The organism is Kitasatospora putterlickiae (assembly GCF_039527695.1).
In the GTDB taxonomy this organism is placed as follows: domain Bacteria; phylum Actinomycetota; class Actinomycetes; order Streptomycetales; family Streptomycetaceae; genus Kitasatospora; species Kitasatospora putterlickiae.
In genome coordinates this window covers 3,844-5,498 of sequence record NZ_BAAAKJ010000250.1, presented here as the reverse complement: position 1 = coordinate 5,498, position 1,655 = coordinate 3,844, and the positions used below count along the sequence as shown (strand labels likewise).

2 protein-coding genes are annotated in these 1,655 nt (G+C 72.4%); both read left to right on the top strand.

All coding sequences use genetic code 11. The features are described from left to right. Positions 1-353 precede the first annotated feature (353 nt). The gene (locus tag ABD308_RS25150) at positions 354-587 is read left to right on the top strand and encodes a helix-turn-helix domain-containing protein (RefSeq protein WP_344338847.1); all 234 of its coding nucleotides are present in this window, start codon (positions 354-356) and stop codon (positions 585-587) included. A gap of 232 nt (positions 588-819) precedes the next feature. Next, entirely contained in the window at positions 820-1,626 is an 807-nt protein-coding gene (locus ABD308_RS25145) for an enoyl-CoA hydratase/isomerase family protein (protein WP_344338841.1), read from the top strand. Positions 1,627-1,655 lie beyond the last annotated feature (29 nt).

Sequence of the window (1,655 nt, the reverse complement as noted above, 5' to 3'; positions counted from 1 at the left end):
GACCGGGCCTTCGCCTTCCCGCTCGGCCGGCGGTAGACACGGCCTCCGCCCTTTGAGCCAGAAAAACTAGTCCTTTCGGCGTGTCCGGGAATGAAGAGGTCCTGCATTCCGTTTGAGGAGCTTCCGTTGGCCCACCACTCGATCGTGGCCGGGCCCACGCTGCTGATCAGCCCTTTCGCATCGAACGGCGGCACGCCCCTGGGGGCGTGCACTCAGCGTGAGCGCCCTTGTGCGCTCGGATCACCACCGCAGGACCGCCCGTTGAGGACATGGACCTTGTCGAATGGGTGGCCAGGACGCGGTGGATGGGTGATCATGGGAATCTGACCGAGCAACGCTACGAGGAGGCACGGGTGGCCGAGACTCTGAAAAAGGGCAGCCGGGTGACCGGTGCCGCGCGTGAGAAGCTCGCGGCCGATCTCAAGAGGAAGTACGACTCCGGGGCGAGCATTCGTGCCCTCGCGGAGGAGACCGGTCGCTCGTACGGCTTCGTGCACCGCATGCTGAGCGAGTCCGGGGTGATTCTCCGGGGCCGCGGCGGTGCCACGCGGGGCAAGAACAAGGCGACTGCTGGAGCTGGTTCCTGACGCACCGTCAGTTCACTGGACGGATGACTCGGCGGCAGGGCGCCGACCGGGGAGGCGACCGTTGATCGTCCGCCCCCGGCCAGAGCGAACCGGCCGCCGATCGTCATGTCGCGGCCGCGCGCCGGCCCGGCCGTCCGACGCAGGGAGGCGCCCGCAGGCGGCCCCCTGCCGTCGCGCCGCCAGTTTTGTTACTCTCCGGTAGCCAAGCACCCTCGCCACCGGAGGTCCCCGCATGACCGCTCCCGCCACCGATCCGCAGACCCCGCACCGGGAGCGGGACGGCGTCCGCCTGGAGATCGACGGTGAACTCGCCGTCGTCACCCTCTGTCAGCCCAAGCGGCGTAACGCCCAGTCGCCCGCCCTGTGGCGCGCCCTCACCGCCGTCGGCCGCGAGCTGCCCGGAACCGTCCGGGTGGTGCTGCTGCGCGCCGAGGGCGTCTCCTTCTCCGCCGGCCTCGACCGCGCCATGTTCACCCCCGAGGGCATCCCCGGCGAGCCCGGCTTCCTCCAGCTGGCCGCCGCCGGCGACCAGGAGCTCGACGAGACCATCGCCGACTACCAGGAGGCCTTCACCTGGTGGCGCCGCCCCGACCTGATCACCGTCGCCGCCGTCCAGGGCCACGCCGTCGGCGCCGGCTTCCAGCTCGCCCTCGGCTGCGACCTGCGGGTGGTCGCCGAGGACGTCCAGTTCTCCATGAAGGAGACCTCGCTCGGCCTCGTCCCCGACCTCGCCGGCACCAAGCCGCTGACCGAACTGGTCGGCTACGCGCGGGCACTGGAGATCTGCGCCACCGGCCGCTGGGTCGGCGCGGCCGAGGCCACCGCGATCGGCCTGGCCAACCTGGCCGTCCCGGCCGCCGAACTGGACGCCGCCGCCCGCGACCTCGCCGCCGCCCTGCTCGCCGCCCCGCGCGCCGCGGTCATCGAGACCAAGGCCCTGCTGCAGGGCGCCGCCGGCCGCTCCTACGACGAGCAGCGTTCGGCCGAACGGGCGGCGCAGGCCCGTCGGCTGCGCGACCTCGCCGGAATCGGCGACTGACCGGCCGCGACCGCGCCGGGAGGCCCGGC